Source organism: Marinovum sp. 2_MG-2023 (genome assembly GCF_030548265.1).
In the GTDB taxonomy this organism is placed as follows: domain Bacteria; phylum Pseudomonadota; class Alphaproteobacteria; order Rhodobacterales; family Rhodobacteraceae; genus Marinovum.
In genome coordinates, this window is the sequence record NZ_JAUOSD010000012.1 from 41,374 (window position 1) to 57,978 (window position 16,605).

The 16,605-nt window shown below is 60.9% G+C and carries 16 protein-coding genes; 7 read left to right on the top strand and 9 right to left on the bottom strand.

Features of this window, described 5'->3' with window-relative positions; genetic code table 11:
• Window positions 1–140: 140 nt before the first annotated feature.
• The 6 genes from Q4577_RS14340 to Q4577_RS14365 all read left to right on the top strand — a co-directional run bounded on the left by Q4577_RS14340 (window position 141) and on the right by Q4577_RS14365 (window position 6,301).
• Window positions 141–1,100: a TAXI family TRAP transporter solute-binding subunit gene (locus Q4577_RS14340; RefSeq protein WP_244691112.1), complete on the top strand. Its 960-nt coding sequence runs from the start codon at window positions 141–143 to the stop codon at window positions 1,098–1,100.
• On the top strand, window positions 1,097–1,651 hold the full coding sequence (locus tag Q4577_RS14345; protein ID WP_303470229.1) for a DUF1850 domain-containing protein: 555 nt from the start codon (window positions 1,097–1,099) through the stop codon (window positions 1,649–1,651). Before Q4577_RS14340 ends, Q4577_RS14345 begins: the two co-directional genes overlap by 4 nt.
• Entirely contained in the window at window positions 1,648–3,627 is a 1,980-nt protein-coding gene (locus Q4577_RS14350) for a TRAP transporter permease (protein WP_303470227.1), read from the top strand. Before Q4577_RS14345 ends, Q4577_RS14350 begins: the two co-directional genes overlap by 4 nt.
• 110 nt (window positions 3,628–3,737) lie before the next feature.
• Entirely contained in the window at window positions 3,738–4,643 is a 906-nt protein-coding gene (locus Q4577_RS14355; protein WP_303470225.1) for a DUF1403 family protein, read from the top strand.
• A 2-nt stretch (window positions 4,644–4,645) separates the two neighbouring features.
• Window positions 4,646–5,236 (top strand): SMC-Scp complex subunit ScpB, encoded by a 591-nt coding sequence (locus Q4577_RS14360; protein WP_303470223.1) that lies wholly within the window; start codon window positions 4,646–4,648, stop codon window positions 5,234–5,236.
• Window positions 5,237–5,338: 102 nt separating this feature from the next.
• Entirely contained in the window at window positions 5,339–6,301 is a 963-nt protein-coding gene (locus tag Q4577_RS14365) for an aldo/keto reductase (RefSeq protein WP_244691116.1), read from the top strand.
• A 9-nt stretch (window positions 6,302–6,310) separates the two neighbouring features.
• Here Q4577_RS14365 and Q4577_RS14370 read toward each other — a convergent pair whose 3' ends face one another.
• The 3 genes from Q4577_RS14370 to Q4577_RS14380 form a co-directional block, all read right to left on the bottom strand.
• Entirely contained in the window at window positions 6,311–6,751 is a 441-nt protein-coding gene (locus tag Q4577_RS14370) for a MarR family winged helix-turn-helix transcriptional regulator (protein ID WP_303470221.1), read from the bottom strand.
• 257 nt (window positions 6,752–7,008) lie between these two features.
• A complete protein-coding gene (locus Q4577_RS14375) occupies window positions 7,009–7,431 on the bottom strand; it encodes a helix-turn-helix domain-containing protein (RefSeq protein WP_303470321.1) in 423 nt (140 codons plus the stop codon).
• Window positions 7,432–7,528: 97 nt separating this feature from the next.
• Window positions 7,529–8,515: an acryloyl-CoA reductase gene (locus tag Q4577_RS14380; protein ID WP_303470220.1), complete on the bottom strand. Its 987-nt coding sequence runs from the start codon at window positions 8,513–8,515 to the stop codon at window positions 7,529–7,531.
• 82 nt (window positions 8,516–8,597) lie between these two features.
• Between Q4577_RS14380 and Q4577_RS14385 the strand changes: the two genes are divergently transcribed.
• Complete coding sequence (locus tag Q4577_RS14385; RefSeq protein ID WP_303470218.1) at window positions 8,598–9,368, top strand: FadR/GntR family transcriptional regulator; 771 nt, start codon at window positions 8,598–8,600, stop codon at window positions 9,366–9,368.
• Here the strand turns inward: Q4577_RS14385 and Q4577_RS14390 are convergent.
• From Q4577_RS14390 to Q4577_RS14415, 6 genes are all read right to left on the bottom strand, one after another.
• Window positions 9,317–10,600 carry a pectinesterase family protein gene (locus tag Q4577_RS14390; RefSeq protein WP_303470216.1) on the bottom strand — a complete coding sequence of 428 codons (1,284 nt, stop codon included), beginning with the start codon at window positions 10,598–10,600 and terminating at the stop codon, window positions 9,317–9,319. The genes Q4577_RS14385 and Q4577_RS14390 overlap by 52 nt on opposite strands.
• Complete coding sequence (locus tag Q4577_RS14395; RefSeq protein ID WP_303470214.1) at window positions 10,597–11,700, bottom strand: glycoside hydrolase family 105 protein; 1,104 nt, start codon at window positions 11,698–11,700, stop codon at window positions 10,597–10,599. The genes Q4577_RS14390 and Q4577_RS14395 overlap by 4 nt, the downstream gene beginning before the upstream one ends.
• Window positions 11,694–13,217, bottom strand: a complete 1,524-nt coding sequence (locus Q4577_RS14400; protein WP_303470212.1) for a glycoside hydrolase family 28 protein — start codon at window positions 13,215–13,217, stop codon at window positions 11,694–11,696. The genes Q4577_RS14395 and Q4577_RS14400 overlap by 7 nt, the downstream gene beginning before the upstream one ends.
• Window positions 13,218–13,285: 68 nt before the next feature.
• On the bottom strand, window positions 13,286–14,548 hold the full coding sequence (locus tag Q4577_RS14405; protein WP_303470210.1) for an ABC transporter substrate-binding protein: 1,263 nt from the start codon (window positions 14,546–14,548) through the stop codon (window positions 13,286–13,288).
• A 20-nt stretch (window positions 14,549–14,568) separates the two neighbouring features.
• Window positions 14,569–15,702, bottom strand: coding sequence for an ABC transporter ATP-binding protein (locus Q4577_RS14410; protein WP_303470208.1), 1,134 nt, complete (start codon window positions 15,700–15,702; stop codon window positions 14,569–14,571).
• Entirely contained in the window at window positions 15,702–16,604 is a 903-nt protein-coding gene (locus Q4577_RS14415; protein WP_303470206.1) for a carbohydrate ABC transporter permease, read from the bottom strand. Before Q4577_RS14415 ends, Q4577_RS14410 begins: the two co-directional genes overlap by 1 nt.
• Window position 16,605 lies beyond the last annotated feature (1 nt).

Sequence of the window (16,605 nt, forward strand, 5' to 3'; positions counted from 1 at the left end):
ATATCTTTGATGCACACGTGCCGCAATGTGCAGCAAACATTTTTTTGCTGCACATGTCTGAGCGATGTCAACTTATCATTCCCCTTGCATCATCGGACCCACCCCATAGAGTTCCCCCATAAAAAGGGAGGACTAAAAAAATGAAAATTCTGGGAATCACCGCACTTCTGGCCGCGATGGCGGCCACGCCGGTTCTGGCACAGACACAGATCTCTGTGGCGACGGGCGGCACCGGTGGCGTTTATTATCCGATGGGTGGCGGCATTGCCGAAATCATCAACAAACATGTCGAAGGCTACGCCGCAACCGCCGAAGTGACCGGCGCATCGGTGGAAAACATGGGGTTGATTGCCACTGGCGACGCCGATCTGGCCATTGGTCTGGCCGACACGGTTCAGCAGGGCTATTCCGGCACGGGCCGGTTTGATGGCCAGCAATTGCCAATGATCCGCGCGGTTGGATCGCTTTATGCCAACATGATTCAGATCGCCACCATGGCCGATTCCGACATCATGTCAATTGACGATCTCAAGGGCAAACGCGTGTCGGTCGGTGCACCGGGTTCGGGCACCGAGGTCAATGTGCGCACCCTGCTGGAGGCCAATGGCATCTCGTTTGATGATTTCGACGCACAGCGCCTGAACTTCAACGAAACTGCGGATGCGCTGGCCAATGGCGACATCGACGTCGGGTTCTGGAGCGTTGGCGCGCCGACCTCGTCGATCCTGAACCTTGCCACCACCAATGACATCCGCATGATCGGATTGACTGCGGAACAGGCCGAAGCCGCAGATGCCGCAGACCCGACATTCGCGCCAACCGTTCTGGCCGGTGGTCTGTACCAAGGTGTGGCCGAAGATGTCGCGACGCTTGGTATCCCCAATGTGCTGGTCGTATCGTCGGAAATGGACGAAGACGCGGTGTATGAGATCACCAAGGCGATCTTTGAAAACATCGCCGAACTGCGCGCGGTGCATCCGGCGGCCAATGAAACCACCATCGAATTCACCCTGGCTGCGACACCTGTGCCGCTGCATCCCGGTGCAATTCGTTACTACGAAGAAACCGGCGCAACCATTTCGGATGATCTGCGGCCGTGACATCAAGGATCAGAGGGGGGCTTTTTGCCCTCCTCTTTCTTATGGCGTCGGCTCAGGTCGCTGTTCTGGCCGTTGTTCTGGCCAGTGTTCTACAGGCCAGCGAAGTTCGGGCCAGCGACCTTCGGGCCGACGTGGCCCAGACCCGCGTGCTGACGGCAACGCTTGCCAAGGATGGCACCGAAATCGTCCGCCTGCCGGTGGCCGACGGGGCAGGATGGTGCGTGCTTTGGCGTCATTCGGTGCAGGGTTTCGAAGTTACCGATTGCTATGAGAACCGCGGCGGCCATATGGTGCTTGTCCGCTCGCATCAGCCGGATTTTGCCGCCGGTCTTGGCCATTTGATTGGCCGGGGGCGGCAGCTGTCCGATGGCGAAGGCGGCTATTGGATCGAAGATCTGGATGAACCCGTGCCCGGTGACAGCTATATCCTGCGGCCTGGCGGCCCGGCGGTGGATCATCGCCTGCGCACCGATGATGCCGAAATATCCCTGTCTGCAGTTGCGGCGCGAAAACGTGTCCGGGTGGCACTGGAAAAAGGACCCCAGGAATGAGCGAACCAAACCTCGGTACAGCCGAAATCACGCCCAAACCGCAACAACCGGCGCTTGTCTTGCGGGTGATCACCGTGGTTGGCATCGCCCTGTCATTGTTTCAGCTTTATGCGGCCGGGCTACAGCCGCTGGGTCTGTTCTTTCAGCGCCCCATTCATCTTGGGTTCATTTTGGTGCTGTGTTTCCTGATCTATCCGGTGACCGGTGCAAAGCCGCGTGGGGTGTTGGGCTGGGCGATTGACGGCCCGCTGATCCTTTGTGGTATTTTGGTCGGCTATTGGGTGCCCGCCAATATCGACGCCATCGCCAACGCCATTGTGCCGCGCAGCCAGGATGTGACGGTCGGCATTATCACAACGCTGGTGGTGCTTGAGGCCGCCCGCCGCGCGATTGGCATGCCGATGACCATCATCGGCGCGGTGTTCATTGCATATGCTTTCGCGGGGGGGCGCGGGGAATTGCCCTGGCTGGCGGATCTGATGCCCGGCATCCTGAACCATCGCGGCTATTCTCTCGACCGGTTGGCCAGCCAGTTGACCCTGGGGGCCGAAGGCATTTTTGGTCTGCCATTGGGTGTCGCGGCGACATTCATCTATGTCTTTGTGCTGTTCGGTGCCTTTCTAGAGGTCACCGGCGCGGGAAAATTCTTTATTGATCTGGCCTATGCCGCCACGGGGCGCCAACGCGGCGGCCCGGCCAAGGCGGCGGTGCTGGCCTCGGCGGGCATGGGCTCGATCTCGGGCAGTGCCATTGCGAATGTGGTGACCACGGGTGCTTTTACCATCCCGCTGATGAAACGGTTGGGCTATCGCCCGGCCCAGGCCGGTGGGATCGAGGCTGCGGCCTCGACCGGTGGTCAGATCATGCCGCCCCTGATGGGGGCTGGCGCGTTCTTGATGAGCGAATTCACCCGCGTGCCATATATCGACATTGTTCTGGTCTCGATTTTCCCGGCCTTCTTGTATTTCGGCGCGGTCTATCTTCTGGTGCATATCGCGGCCTTGAAGCAGGGGCTTCAGGGTCTGCCGGCCTCTGATCTGCCACGGGTGCGGGACGTGTTGAAAGAGGGCTGGCATTTTCTGTTGCCGCTGGTGGCCCTGGTCTGGCTTTTGGTTGCGGGCTATTCACCGATGCGCGTCGGATATTACGCCATCCTGACGGTGATCGCGGCGGCGGTGCTGCGCGGTTTGCTAAAGTATTTCGCCGAAGACCGCAGCATCGAAGGTCTGATCGCCCTGGCCAAGGCCGGTGTGTCAAAAACGCTGGAGGCGTTGGAACTGGGCGCGCGCAATGCGGTGGCGGTGTCGATGGCCTGTGCGGTCGCCGGGATCATCGTGGGCGTTGTCGGCCTGACCGGGCTGGGGCTGAAATTCTCGGCGATGATGCTGGCCTTTTCCGGCGGCAACCTGTTCCTGGCGCTGATCCTTGTGGTGATTGCCAGCCTGATTGTCGGCATGGGCCTGCCGGTCACGGCGGCCTATATCGTGCTGATCATCCTTGTGGGGCCGGCCCTGCAGGAACAATTTGGCGTGCCGCTTCTGGTCGCGCATCTGGTGGTCTTCTGGTGGAGCCAGGATTCAAATGTCACGCCCCCCGTAGCGCTGGCCGGGTTTGCCGGGGCGGCAATTGCCGGGTCCAAACCGATGGAAACCTCTGTTCAGGCGTGGAAATACGCCAAGGGTCTCTACCTGATCCCGCTGTTCATGGTTTACAATGAATCGATCATCCTTGGCGGGCCGTTGCCATTGGTTCTGTGGAACGGCGCAATCGCAATATTGGTGATCGTCGCATTCGCCGCCCTGCTTGAGGGGTATCTCTTTGCCGAGATCCCGGTCTGGCAGCGGCTGGTCGGTGTTCCGGCGATTGTTGCTGTGTTCTGGCCGTCTTTCCCGGTCGAAGTGGTCGGTGCAGCCGTCCTCTTTGGGCTTTTGGCGTTGAACTGGCGCGCGTCAAAAGAACAAGGGGCACCGGCCTAGATCGGGGAACCATTGCGGATGATGCGCGCGGATTGAAAATGCGAAAATTCCGGCGGCGGTTCATTGGTAATCCTATGGTGAAATGCGCCGCGCTGCGCTAGACTTCGGGGATGAAAACCAAGACCCCGCAGAATGGCGAAGCCGAATTCACCGGACATCAGGTGCCGTCCTGGGCGCGCGCCTCGCGTGATTGCGTGCCAGAGGATCTGGCGTTTCTGTCGGGTGCGGCGCTGGCCAGTTTGCATTTGCAATTGGACAATGCTGCGGTGCCGCAGGCGCTGTTGCGCGACCGTCTGGCGCTACGCGCAGCCGAGGCGGGTGTGGCTTTTGCCGGACGCCCGGAAACCGTGGCGGCGCTGCGGGATGCGCTGCATTTGATGCGCCCCGGTGATTTGCCAGGCCCGGCGGGGGACATCTATTTGCAATGGAAACGGGCAACGGGCCGGCCCGCCACGCTGCGCCATCTGTGCCGGGCTTTGCCGCATCATTCCCCCGACCAGATCGGGATCTGGTTGAAATCGGGTCAGGGCGCGCCGATCCCACGGGCCGCCAAGGTGATCGAAACCGTCATCGCCGAGGCCCCGCGCGCCGAAACCACCGCCTTGATCCTTGGCGATGCGGTGCTGGCGGATGGTTTGGGCTGGGATCACGTGATCCCGCTGCTGGCCACGGGGCTGACGCGACGGGCGCTTGGGGCCACCGGGGCAGAGTTGCGCGACGCCTGTCACCGCGCGATCCTGCGATCCGCGCCTGACACGCTGGGGCTGGCCGCTGATCTGGCACGCCGCGCCGCGCGGCTGCGCGCAGTGACGCCAAAATTGCGGGCAAAACCGGCGGCGGCGGCGGTGGCACTGTTTCTCACACGTGACGCCATTGCGCCTTTGGCACTTTCGACCCCGCCGGATGGGGTGGGGCTTTCGGATCGTGCGGCGCGGCGGTTCTGTGATCGTTTGGTCGATCTCGGTGTGGTGCGCGAATTGACCGGCCGCGACAGCTTTCGCCTGTATGGGGTGTGACGATGGCCAAACCAACTTCCGAGCCTGACCTCGACCGAGAGCTGATTGATCTGCCGCCGGAACTGCGCTGGCGGGAATGGATGCGCCGCATCGAGGCGGTTTTGTTTGCCTCTGCCACATCGGTCCCGCGCGAGGATCTGGCGCGGGTGGTTGGGGCCGGCGCCTCGGTCGATCTGCTGGTTGACGATCTGGCCGCCGATCTGGAGGGGCGGGCCTTCGAGGTGGCCAAGGCTGGCGCCGGTTGGGTTCTGCGCACCCGACGCGCCTATGCCGCCACAATCCGGGCGGCGGCGGATGTCGGCGGGCAATTGCTTGATCTCAATGCCTTTGACATCGCGGTTCTGGCGGCGATTGCCTATAATCAGCCGGTGACGCGCGACGGGCTGAAAGACATCTTTGGCAAGGACATCAGCCGCGATCTGATCGGCCGACTTCAGGACCGCAAACTGATTGCCATGGGTCCGCGCAGCCCAAGGCGCGGCGCGCCATATACCTTTGTCACCACGGATCAATTCCTGATTGCCTTTGGGTTGGAAACCCTGCGCGATCTGCCGGATCGGGAACAATTGCAGGATGCCGGTTTGACCGGATAGGTTCGGGGGGCCGCCGCCGATAATCCACTCGACACCGGGGGTTCTATCCCTATCCTGTGCACAAAGCGCCGGTCATCGGCCCAATGAATAGAAAGGTGTCAGATGCAAAAACGCCCCCTCGGGTCCTCTGGGCTGATGGTGACCCCCCTGTGTTACGGCACATCCTCCTTGTCTGACATGCCCGACACCTATGGCTATTCGGTGTCCGAGGATCGCGCGCGCGCCACGCTGGAGGCGATTTTCGCCGGTCCGGTGAATTTCCTCGACACCTCGCGCAATTACGGCATGGGGCGATCGGAACAGCGCATCGGCGATGCCATCCGCGCGAACGGCGGCCTGCCAGAGGGGTTTGTCCTGTCGTCGAAATTGGATCGTGACATGGAAACGGGCCGGTTTGATGCCGCCCGCGTGCGCGAAAGCATCGCCGAAAGCATGGAAGCGCTTGGGCTGGATCATATTCCCTTGCTGCATTTGCACGACCCGGAACATGCCCGTGATCTGAGCGAAATCACCGGCGATGGCGGCGCGCTGGATGAATTGTTCAAGCTGAAGGAAGAAGGCATTGCCGGGGCGGTGGGGCTGGCGATGGGCCGGCTGGATGTGATGGATCCGATCCTGCGCGCCTATCCGTTTGATGCCTTGATCAGCCACAACCGGTATACGCTGCTCAACCGGTCGGCGTCGGACATGTTCGACTATGCCGTGGATCAGGGCATGGCGGTGCTGAATGCCGCGCCTTATGCCGGGGGTGTCTTGGCCAAGGGCAGCGCCGTGATGCCGCGCGTCACCTATCAAGAGGCTGATGATGCCGCCCTGGCCCCGGTGCGCCAGATCGAGGCGCTTTGCGCCGAACATGGCATTGCCCCCGGCGCCGCCGCGCTGCAATTTTCGCTGCAAGATCCGCGGATAACTTCGACAATCATCGGCGTGTCAAAGCCAGAGCGGCTTGCACAAACGCTGGATTGGGCCAATGCCCCGATCCCGGCAGAGGTCGCCACGGCGCTGGCCGCCGTGCCCTATTCCAGCGAAGATCCAGAGGCCAATCGCGTCTACAAACCCGGCTGATCCTCGGCGTCAGAAATCTTCGGCCAGCAATTTGTCAATTGCGGTGTTCAACCCGGCCAGATCCTCCGCCAGGAGGGTCTCCAGCCGTGTCTGATATTCGCTGGCGATCCGCTTCAACTCAATCATCAGATCCCGTCCGGCATCGGTCAGCATCAGCACCACCAACCGGCGATCGTCGGTGTTTGTCTCCTTGGTGACAAGCCCGCGCGCCTCAAGCTTGGTTGCGGCGCGACTGGCTTTGGATTTCTCCAGATGCACTTCACGTTCAATGTCGCGCACCGACACGGCGCCGCGATCGGCCACATTGACCAACACCCGCCATTCGGCAATCGAAATGTCGTAATCGGCGCGATATCGCCGCGACATGCCAAGGCTCAGATGCTCTGCCACCACCGCCAGACGATAGGGCAGAAACTCTGCCAATTGAAAATCCAAACTGCTGTTGTCCATGTCGCGACTTTAGGAGAGTTCATTTCATTTGCAATGAATAATGACCGCAAAAGACGATTTCATGGCCCAATACCGGATGCATTTGCGCGCCCCCTGTCCCCCAAACACAGGACACCGCCCGCAAATGACACCGATAGGCGTGCCAACGCGGGGCTTCTTCTGTTTAAAAATATCCCGGGGGGGCCAAAGGCCGGGGGCAGAGCCCCCTCTGACCCCTCAAAGCACCCCCCCCGCGCGCGCCGGTCAAGGGGCGGGCGCTATTCCGGGTTATGGTCGGTCAGACATTCGGAATGGTCGCGCAGGACTTCCAGCACCCGACAATCCGCGACCGATCCGCCCTCGCATTGCTGCACCATGCGGTCCAATTCAACTTTCAGCGCCTCCAGCCGGGCAATCCGGCGCTCCACCTCACGCAGATGCCGCTGGGCAATGCTGTCCACCGCAGCGCAATCCTGATGCGGGCGATCCGTCAGATCCAGCAGCCCACGGATCATGTCCAGTGGAAACCCCAGCTGGCGGCCGTGGCGAATAAAGGCCAGCCGGTCCAGCGTCGCGGTGTCATAGCGCCGTTGCCCGCCGGCGCTGCGCGCGGGCTCTGGCAACAGGCCGATTTCCTCGTAATACCGGATGGTCTGCACCTTGGTGCCGGTGCGTTTCGCCAATGTGCCGATTGCCAGCATGGTGCCGCCTTTCCCATCTGCCGCCGGATCCACGGCACTGGCACCGACTCTGTCGCGATCCATCCACAGTTTCAAGGGCCGGACCAAAAGCGCGGGATCAGGCGTTGACGTCGACGACCACCCGGCCCTTGACCTGCCCCTTCAGGATATCTCGCCCCAATTGCGGCAACTCGGCCAGCGTTGCCGGTTGCACCATGGTGTCCAGCTTGGCCGTCGGCAGATCACGGGCAATTCGCGCCCAGGCCCGTTGCCGGTTTTCAAAGGGCTGCATCACGCTATCAATGCCAAGAAGGTTCACCCCCCGCAGGATAAATGGCGTGATCAATGCACCATCAATCGCTGCCCCACCGGCCAGGCCAATCGCCGCAACCGACGATCCATATTGCATTTGTTTCAGCACCCGGCCCAGCATGACACCGGCCACCGCATCCACACAGCCGCCCCAGACCTCGGCCTCCAGCGGTTTGCGGCTGGTTTCGGCGTATTCGTCGCGGGCCACAATCTGGCTGGCGCCCAGCGATTTCAGGTAATCTTCCTGCTCCGGTCGGCCGGTCACGGCGGCCACCTGATGCCCAAGATTTGCAAGGATCGCGGTCGTAACCGACCCCACGCCGCCCGCCGCACCGGTGACCAGAACCGGCCCATCGGTGATGCCCTGATCTTCCAGCGCCATCACCGCCAGCATTGCGGTCAACCCGGCGGTCCCAACCGCCATCGCCTGATGCGTGGTCAAACCTTGGGGCAGGGGTACCAGCATATCGGCTTTGACCCGCGCTTTCTGGGCGTAGCCGCCCCAACGGTTTTCACCGACGCGCCAGCCGGTCAGCACAACCTTGTCACCGGGTTTGTAGCGGGCATCGTCGGAGGTTTCGACCGTGCCGGCAAAATCAATGCCGGGCACATGCGGATAATTGCGCACCAGACCGCCACCGGGGCCGATGCACAGCCCGTCTTTGTAATTCACCGTGGAATACTCCACCGCAACCGTCACTTCCCCCTCTGGCAATTGATCTTCGCTGACCTCGGCGACCTGCGCCGATGTTTTGCCGTCGGCGTCTTTTTCAACCAGCAGTGCCTTGAACATGGGGGGCTCCTTTTCTTGATGACCTGCGTTGCCTTGATCGGCGATTCCATTTATAATTGCCTTACAATTAAATGTAAGACAAATGAAAAAGCCAAAACCACAGAAAAAAGCCGATCTTCCGGCCCAGATCGCCAAGTCTTTGCGGGATGCCATCCTGTCCGGGGAATTGACGGTGGATGACCGTTTGCCTTCTGAGGCGGATCTGTCCGACACGTTTGACGTGTCGCGCCCCACGGTGCGCGAGGCGTTGAAACGTCTCGCGGCGCAATCGCTGATCCGAACCGAACGGGGCGCATTTGGCGGCGCGTTTGTGCGGCGGCTTTCCTATGAAGAGGCGCAGGTGCAACATGCGTCAAACGCGACTTTGTTGTTGTCTATCAACGGGATAAGCTTCTCGGTCGCCTGTGAGGCGCGGTATGCGTTGGAAAAATCGGTCACCGCGCTGGCCTGTGCGCGGCGCAGCGATGCCGATTTGGCGGCAATGCGGGCAGAAATCGCCCGTCAGGGCAGCGAGGGGCTGAGTGACGAAGATTTCTGTGCGTCGGATGTGGCCTTGCACCGGGCCTTGGTCGATGCGGCGGGCAATTCGATCCTGTCCTATCAACTGGCCGGCGCGGTCGAGGCGATGCAGCCGCTGATGAACATGATCACCTTTTCCGCCCGGTCGCGCGAACAGATCGTGGTGCTGCATACCGCGCTGGCGGACGCCATTGCCGCGCGCGATGTCACCGCCGCGGATGATGCATTGATGGCCCTGGAGCGATATACGCTTGAGCTGGGCGAAGGTGTGATTGCCGGGTTTCAGCGCAACAGAACCGCCAGCCAAGGCGGGTCCGGATCAAGGTCATCATAACCTGCGCCGTTGTCGGCCAACCAATCCCCCAGATACTTAAGGAAATCCGCCGCGTTTGCCTGTACCGGGCGATAGCGCGGGGACCATGCGGGGCCGCCCCAGTCATCCCAGGGGGCTGCGCGGTTGATGTGGTCCCCGAGATCGGAATTGACCAAAATACACTTTCCAACCGCTTCAAGCGTTGTCTGGCTGATCTGGCCCCGGGTTCCGTCCAGATGATTGCGATCCGTCAACCTGGTGCAATAGCCGGGCAGGGTGGGTCGGCCATAAGGTGAGGCGCGCACGCCTTCGAACCATTGCCGGGCAAGAAAGCTGCGCCCCTTCTGTCCGGTCTCGGCCCCGTCATGGGTGAAGCGACAGCCATCAAACACGAACCCATAGGGCCGGTGCAGCGCCGTAGAGGGCGCGACCGCCCAGCTTTGCGCGCCCCGCACGCCACGGGTCCGCAGGGTGCAATTCTGAAAATATCCGGTTGCGCCGCCAAAGATGAAATCCACATCGCCGGAAATGGTGCAATCCCGCAGCAATGTGCGGGACGGGCCAAGCCCGGCCTGAAGATACAGGGTGTCCTGAAAGCTCTCGAGGGTCAGATCACACAGGCTGACCCGGTCGGCCCCGGCGACATGCAACGCCACGGCCTGATGCTGGCCTTGTGAAAATCGGCCTTCGGCATCGGGCACCGCACCCTTCGGGGCGGCAGCCACCCGATCACAGGCATAGAGGTTTCGGATGGTCATCCCGGAAACAGAGGTATCGTCGCGTGCAATCCGCAACACCGATGTATTCCCGGTGGTCAGCACCTCTCGCGCGGCGAGGGTGGCAAAATGGTTTTGGGTATCGGGATGGGCGGTGTCAAAATCGGCGCCAAAGCGGTCTGCAAATTCGCGGCCCGGCATTTGGGCATCAATCCGCGCCGCGAGCAGGGTCTTGTCGGCCCCCGCCCCGACAAGACTGAGCGGCGGGGCGCTGGCGGGAACTATGGTCGGACCCTCATAAAACCCCGGCGCAATATGGATGACCCGCCGGGTTTTGGTGCCGCTGACAGTATCCTCTATGGCGCTGTCGTAAATCGCCCGGTCAATCGCGGCCTGAAGCGTCGGCAAAGCCCCCGCCGTGCCACGACAGACCAGATAGTCCGGCTTGGCGTGGACAAGCGGTCCCGGCAACCACGCCACACCGTCGGTGCCGTCCAGCACGTTGGGGCGTGAAAATTGCCGGGCTGTCTGGCTCATTGTCCGGCCAGCGCCAGCGCCTTGAGGTCGGATTGCGCAAGATCGGTCGCAATGGCCATCATCAAGGGCCCCACGCCCTTGGCATCATCGCTTTTTAACGGTTCCGTCAGGTAATATTCCGCACTGCCGTCGCGATAACGACCCTCAAACGGGCCAAGTCCGGCAACATGCACAATCCCGGTCATTTCATGACCGGTGCCATCGGTGCGCGGATTGAGCGCGAAATCGGTCAATGTGCGGCAGATGTGATCTGTCGACCCGGACCAGAGCCCCAGATCCCGCGCCTTCAACAGGGCATAGCTGAACATCGCCGAGGCCGAGGTTTCGGTATAATTGCCTTTCAGGTCGGGTTGTTCGATCACTTGCAGCCACAGGCCATTCGGCTGACGCAGATCGGCAACATCGGCCAAAAGCGTTTCGGTGCGTGCCTTGAGCGGGGCAAAACCTGCCGGTCCGACCAGATCCGCGATATCCACGAGGGCCATCGCCAGCCATCCCAATGCCCGCGCCCAATGGGCGGTGGGGGATCGGCCGCTGTCGGGGTCGGCCCATGGCTGTTTGCGCGCTTCGTCCATCGCATGGGCATAAAGCCCGGTTGCGGGAGCAAATGTCAGCTCCATCGCGCGCCCGATCTGGGTCAGGGAATCGGCAATCAGCGCCTCATCCCCGCGGCGCAGACCATAGCCGATCTGGAACGGCGGCCCCATGTAAAGACCATCCAGCCAGACCTGCCAAGGATAGCGCAGTTTGTGCCAATAGATGCCGGTTCTTGTGCGCGGATGGGTGGCGAGTTGATCCATCAACACCGCCGCATAGTCGAGATATCGCGCCTCTCCTGTCACTTCATGCAGGTACAGCAGCGTGCTGCCGGATTTGATATTGTCGATATTATAATCGCTGGCGGCATAACCGGCGAGCGTTGGACCATCGCGCAATTGTGGCGAAATCAGCCGAAGGATATGCGTCAACCAACGATCTTCGCCGGTCGCACGGTGCAGCAGTTCCAACCCACGATAGATCAACCCGTCTTCGTAACACCAGGCGCCTGTCTTGTACGGCTGATAGGTTTCGGCATAGCGGTCGAAATAATCCATCAGCATGCAACAGACTCCTTCTGATAGGGGATCTCGGTGATGGTGCCCGCCACATCGGCGAATTCCGACAGAATGCCGCCATGGCGCACCGGCGCGACCCCGAGGGCCATCAGCGGCACATCGGCCTGGGCGGCGGGGTCGTATGACAGTTGGACATTGAAAAGCTGCACGCCGGTGACAGGCGATTCTGGCAGCCCGAGGATCGCCGCCGCCGCCAGGGAGACACCCCGCGCCGTGACATCGCACAGGGTGATGTCGTGGATCACCGGGGTTGTGTCATCCACCACCGCAGGCATACGCGACTGCACCACCTCGGATTTTCCATCATGGTCGCAAAAGTAGAACATGTTGATCGCCAGCGGTGTCGGCACATTCACCATGTCAACACGGGTCAGGGTGACACCGCTCACGGTGCCCCCGCGCCCGCGCCGGGTTTTCAGCCGAAGTCCCCGGTCGGTCGCATGGAATTCACAGTCAGAGATGGTGATGTCATGGATGCCGCCGGACATTTCCGACCCTAGCACCACCGCACCATGGCCCCGCATCATCCGGCAATGGCTGATCGTGACATCGCGGGTTGGGGCAATATGGGCGATCTGATCTGCGTCGGGGCCCGTGCCACGCTTGCCGGCCTTGATGGCAATGCAATCATCCCCAACCGAAAAATCGACGCCGCAAATCGTGACGCGGGTGCAGCTTTCGGGGTTCAGCCCATCGGTATTGGGGCTGTCGGGTGGGTTTTCGATCCGCACGGAGGAAACATGAAGATCGGCGCAACGATAGGGATGTAATGTCCAGGACGGCGAATTTCGCAGCGTTACACCGGTCAGGCGGGCCTGATCGCAATAGGCCAGATGTACGGTGCGCGGGCGTCGTGCACCCTCACGCGTTTCTTTTGGCCAGGTCCACCAATCGCCCCGGTCGCCGCCGCCATCAATCACACCGCGCCCGGTGATCGTTACGCCGGTGCAATCCACCGCCGTGATCAGTGCGGCAAAGGCCGCTTCGGGCAGCCCTTCCCAGGTGCCCATCACGCGCCCGGTTGCATCATGGGCGGCCAATTGCGGCCAGCCGACGCGATCGGCAATTGCCGCAAGTTCCGCGCCTGCGTCCAGGAGCAACGTCATCTGTGGTTTCAGAAAGATCGGCCCGCTGAAATAGCGCCCGGATGCCAGCCGCAAGGTGCCCCCGGCGGGCACGGCGGCAATCGCGCGGGCCAGCGCATCCGAATTGTCGGCCAGTGCGGGATCAACCCCGAAATCCGCGGCATCTATCAGACCGGCACAGGGCAGGGTCTGTACGGAAACCGTGCCGAGATCACAGGTCATATGGTATCGGGTTGCCGGACACAGCCCGTCGATGAACACGGCCACCTGATCAGTTGTGCCATTGGCCACCAGAGTGCCGTTGTCATCGCACAGCGACCAGTCCAGCGGGCGGGGCAAGGCAAATCGCGCGCCGGGAGATGTGACAAGAAGGGACAGGGTCCTTGCGGTGGCCGCAAGAACGCGAACAGCGGTCATGGCATCTGCTTTCACTTGAGGGGAGGTGCCGGATCAGGTCCGGCACCCCGATTGGTGCAATCGAAGGGTCAGGAACCGATGTCTTCCAGCGCTTCCTCGATTGCATAGCTCATCTCATCGGCGGCGGTGGCCGCGTCGATTTCGCCATAGGCAAAAAGCTCCAGGTTGTCCTGCATGGCCGAGCGCACATCGGGGAATTCCATCATTGGATGGATGCCCGGGCCTTCTGCATTGATCACGCGGGCCTGTGCCTCGATCTGGATTGGTGCGATTGCCCCGGCCTTCAGCAATTGTTCACGCGCGGTTTTGGACGCCGGGACGCCGCGGGTCGAACCCAGCGCCGCGACGCCTTCGGGTTCGTTCAGCAAACAGTTCAGAACTTCGGCGGCCGCCTGTTGTTTGTCGGATTTGGCCGAGATCGAGAACACCATTGACGCTTTGCGATAAATGCCCGGTGTTTTCTGGCCGTCCTGTGACAGCAGATCGACATAAACAAGCTCTTCGCCGTCATTCATCGGATCAGAGATTTTGAAATAGGTTGAATCCCACTGATAGGTGCCGGCGATCTTGCCATTGGCCCAATCCGGGTTTTCATGCAGCGGGATGTTGCCCGCGCCGGCCACGGATTTCCAATCCAGAATGACGTGGTTGTCGACCAGTGTCTTGTAAAAGGAAATCGCCTCGGTCAGCTCTTCTTTGGTCCAGGCCAATTCATTGGTGGCCGGGTCGATCAGTGCCTTGCCGGTTTTCTGGGTGCCATAGAGCGTGATGATCAGCGCCGCGTCCAGCCGCGCCGCTTCGAACGGATAGTAATCATCGCCCAGTTTTTCGGCGAACACCGGGCCGGCGGCCACCAGATCATCCCAGGTTTTTGGCAGCTCAAGTCCGGCTTTGTCCCAGGTGGTCTTGTTGAACGCAAACAGCCGCCCCGTGGTCGAAATCGGCAGACCGTTCAGTTTGCCATTCATGGAACCGGCTTCGATCTGGGCGGCGTCCCAATTCGACAGATCAATGGTGTCGGACAGCGTGGTAAGGTCGGCAAGCCCGGTGCCATTCGCGGAATAGATCGACAACCAGGGCCAGTTGACCTGCATCAGATCGGCCTCGGTGCCGCCAGCGATCTGGGTTGTCAGTTTTTCGAAATGGCCGGACCAGCCGGTAAATTCCGGGCTGATGGTATGACCGTGTTTTTCGCCACAGATCTCAAGCGCGGTCTGGGTGGCCTGGTGACGGCTATCGCCGCCCCACCAGCTCATCCGCAGATCGGCGGCACCGGCGGTTCCCGCAAGGGCCGTCGTGGCGAGTGCAAGGCTCAGAACATTCAGTTTCATTTGATTTCCTCCCATGGAACTCAGGTTTTTTGATTGGCGGCGAGAGAGATATTCTCGCCGCTTTCGGCGTTGAACAGGTGGATGCGCGGCCCAAGTGGCAGAAGGCCGACGCGGTCGCCGCGTGCCAGCGTCCTGTCGAACCGCTCTGACGGGATCACAGCAACAAGAAGCGCATGGCCGACGCGGGCATGCAGATTGACCTCATGGCCCATGAATTCGAGATTGCTGATGGTCCCGGTCAATGCATCGGGGGTGTCGGGGGCAACAACCGACAGATGTTGCGGGCGCACACCCAGGGTGACCGGGCCATCAACGGCGGTCACACGGTCGGCCAACCCCTCGGCAACCTGTATCGTCTGGCCATCCGTGGTCAGGCTTGTCACGCCCTCGGCCCGCGACAAGACCGCAGGAAACAGGTTCATTTCCGGCATGCCGATAAAACCCGCGACAAAGGCATTGGCCGGGCGTTCATACAGCGTCACCGGATCGGCAACCTGCATGATATGGCCGTCCTTCATCACACAGATCCGGTCGCCCATGGTCATGGCCTCGACCTGATCATGGGTGACATACACCACGGTGGCGGGCCGGCCTTCGGCGCGCAGACGTTTGTGCAGATCGGTGATCCGCACCCGCATCGAGGCCCGCAGTTTGGCATCAAGGTTCGACAGAGGTTCGTCGAACAGAAACACCTCTGGCTGTTTGATCAGCGCCCGGCCCAGGGCGACACGTTGCGCCTGACCGCCCGAAAGCTGTTTCGGCAACCGATCCAGAAGCGCCTCGATTTCCAGAATGCCCGAAACGGTGTTGGTGGCTGCCGCAATTTCCTCGGCTGGTTTGCGCTTCAGCCGCAGACCAAAGGACAGATTGTTGCGCACCTTCATATGCGGATAAAGCGCATAGTTCTGGAACACCATGGCGATGCCGCGCTTGCCCGGCACCAGATCGTTCACGACATTGTCGCCGATCTGAATTTCCCCGCCGGTGATGGTTTCCAACCCGGCAATCATCCGCAAAGTGGTGGATTTGGCACAGCCCGACGGGCCGACCAGCACCATGAATTCCCCCTCTTTCACATGCAGGTTGATGCCGTGAACGGCCTTGAACCCGTTGCCATAGGTCTTTTCGATTGAATTCAGTCGTAGTTCGGCCATCAGCCTTTCACACCTCCCGAGGATATGCCCTGGATGAATGATTTCTGGGCGAGAAAGAAAACGATGAGCGACGGCGTCAGGGCCAGAACGGTCATGGCGAGGATCGAGTTCCAGTTGAAGGCTTCTGTGGCGTCGATCGACAGTTTCAGCGCCAGCGAGATGGGGTATTTTTCAACCGTCGAAATATAGATCAGCGGCCCTAGGAAATCGTTCATCGTCCACATGAATTGGAACAAACAGACCGACACCAGCGCAGGCGTCAACATGGGCACCACAATAAACACCAGCGTTTGCAGGGTGTTGGCCCCGTCGACGCGGGCGGCCTCCTCCATCTCGCGGGGGATGGCGCGCAGGAATTGGATCACCATAAAGACAAAGAACGCATCCCCCGCCAGCCAGGCCGGCGCAAACAGCGGCAGATAGGTATCCAGCCAGCCAAGTTCGCGAAACAACAGGTATTGCGGGATGCGGGTGACTACATCGGGCAACAGCAGCGTGGCGATCAGGATGGCAAACAGGATCTTTTTGCCGGGAAATTCGAACCGGGCAAAACCATAGGCCACCAGCGTGCAGGAAATCGCGGTGCCGATCACCTTGGGGATGACGATCTGCAACGAGTTGATGAAGAAATGCCCAAAGGTGTAAGGGGTCGAGGTTTTCCAACCGTCGATATAGCCCTGAATGGTGGCCTCTTTCGGCCAGAACCAGGCGGATGTGAACATCTCGGCGTTGGTCTTGAACGAGGCACCGACCAGCCAGATCAGCGGATAAATCATGATGAGGCCGACAACAATCAGCAGGGAATACCGCAACGTGGCAGAGATCCGGGCCTGTCGGCGCAGTTTCCGCTGTAATTGCGTTGGTGGCGCGGCGGTGGCGGGGATGTCGGGCAGCAATGACATG

Bases quoted from the DNA above. Each gene is read 5' to 3' on its own strand.
- Q4577_RS14410 (WP_303470208.1), bottom strand. From the start codon at position 15,702: ATGGCCGAACTACGACTGAATTCAATCGAAAAGACCTATGGCAACGGG.
- Q4577_RS14355 (WP_303470225.1), top strand. From the start codon at position 3,738: ATGAAAACCAAGACCCCGCAGAATGGCGAAGCCGAATTCACCGGACAT.
- Q4577_RS14375 (WP_303470321.1), bottom strand. From the start codon at position 7,431: ATGCTGGCAATCGGCACATTGGCGAAACGCACCGGCACCAAGGTGCAG.
- Q4577_RS14365 (WP_244691116.1), top strand. From the start codon at position 5,339: ATGCAAAAACGCCCCCTCGGGTCCTCTGGGCTGATGGTGACCCCCCTG.
- Q4577_RS14415 (WP_303470206.1), bottom strand. From the start codon at position 16,604: ATGTCATTGCTGCCCGACATCCCCGCCACCGCCGCGCCACCAACGCAA.
- Q4577_RS14370 (WP_303470221.1), bottom strand. From the start codon at position 6,751: ATGGACAACAGCAGTTTGGATTTTCAATTGGCAGAGTTTCTGCCCTAT.
- Q4577_RS14380 (WP_303470220.1), bottom strand. From the start codon at position 8,515: ATGTTCAAGGCACTGCTGGTTGAAAAAGACGCCGACGGCAAAACATCG.
- Q4577_RS14390 (WP_303470216.1), bottom strand. From the start codon at position 10,600: ATGAGCCAGACAGCCCGGCAATTTTCACGCCCCAACGTGCTGGACGGC.
- Q4577_RS14405 (WP_303470210.1), bottom strand. From the start codon at position 14,548: ATGAAACTGAATGTTCTGAGCCTTGCACTCGCCACGACGGCCCTTGCG.
- Q4577_RS14350 (WP_303470227.1), top strand. From the start codon at position 1,648: ATGAGCGAACCAAACCTCGGTACAGCCGAAATCACGCCCAAACCGCAA.
- Q4577_RS14400 (WP_303470212.1), bottom strand. From the start codon at position 13,217: ATGACCGCTGTTCGCGTTCTTGCGGCCACCGCAAGGACCCTGTCCCTT.
- Q4577_RS14340 (WP_244691112.1), top strand. From the start codon at position 141: ATGAAAATTCTGGGAATCACCGCACTTCTGGCCGCGATGGCGGCCACG.
- Q4577_RS14360 (WP_303470223.1), top strand. From the start codon at position 4,646: ATGGCCAAACCAACTTCCGAGCCTGACCTCGACCGAGAGCTGATTGAT.
- Q4577_RS14385 (WP_303470218.1), top strand. From the start codon at position 8,598: ATGAAAAAGCCAAAACCACAGAAAAAAGCCGATCTTCCGGCCCAGATC.
- Q4577_RS14395 (WP_303470214.1), bottom strand. From the start codon at position 11,700: ATGCTGATGGATTATTTCGACCGCTATGCCGAAACCTATCAGCCGTAC.